Annotated in this window: 1 protein-coding gene; it reads left to right on the forward strand. The window is 31.7% G+C overall.

Annotated elements, in window-relative coordinates; all coding sequences use genetic code 11:
* Nucleotides 1-198 (forward strand): IS1 family transposase (locus tag Xhom_RS25015; protein ID WP_244590771.1); only part of this gene is annotated, 198 nt, incomplete at its 5' end.
* Between the last annotated feature and the right edge of the window lie 767 nt (nt 199-965).

The following is a 965-nucleotide window of genomic DNA, read 5'->3' on the forward strand; positions in this document are numbered from 1 at the left end:
GATTATGTTGTTTATGATAACCTTCCCGAGGAAGATCACCTGACTGGAAAGACGTTTACTCAGCGTATAGAGAGAACGAATTTAACTCAGCGTACTCGAATAAAAAGACTGAATAGAAAAACTATCAGTTATTCAAAATCCGAAGAAATGCACGATAAGGTGATAGGAACTTTTATTGAGCGTGAGTACTATTTTTGATATTCAATCTAACTATTTAATACATGACCAATATCTCGGCTGATCCGTGATAAATTAAATGGGGGCAATAATAAATAACGGATGGGTAAAGACCAAATTAAATCAAGTGAAATAAAAAACGGCATCCGACAATGACAGTGTAAAAAATTAAAATGATTGCCGTTTAGAAGTAATATCTTTAGATAACGTAAATGATTAGTACATCTAACCGATTGATATTTGTCCATGAAAGGTGTTTATTTTTGAAATAATATGATATTAAAGTAAAAAATAAGATAATAGTTTTAACGAAACCATGATCGTTTTCATTTCATGAGTTAGATCACAAAAAAGCTGATTTTAGAAAAAAGATTTGGATTCACATAATAAGAACCAGCTATTCATTCAAATAAAAGTCAATATTGCGGTGAGATCAGTCTTAAATGTAAATAGCCAAATTAATATTTGGCTAATTTAGCAATATGAGGATTAAGTCAATCCAAATAACTTAACTTTGTTAGATTACAGACTGGATTTCAAAGGGCCGTTTTCAGTCCTATAGTGATAATAATTTACTTTCCCATTGTGCTATAATTTCTCGTTTTTCTTTCAGGTAGTCATAGCGGTCATAGTGTTTAGTTGAGACACCGGGTTTTTTATGGTTCTGCAACCTATCTCTCATCTCTGAACCAGGGCGCGAGTATACTTTTTTATCCCCTATTGAATGAAAAGTAATGGCATGATCTAATTAACCTTATTTTTCTTCTAATTACTTGCTACTTGCATAT

The sequence above is a fragment of the Xenorhabdus hominickii genome (assembly GCF_002632725.1).
GTDB classification, from domain to species: domain Bacteria; phylum Pseudomonadota; class Gammaproteobacteria; order Enterobacterales; family Enterobacteriaceae; genus Xenorhabdus; species Xenorhabdus hominickii.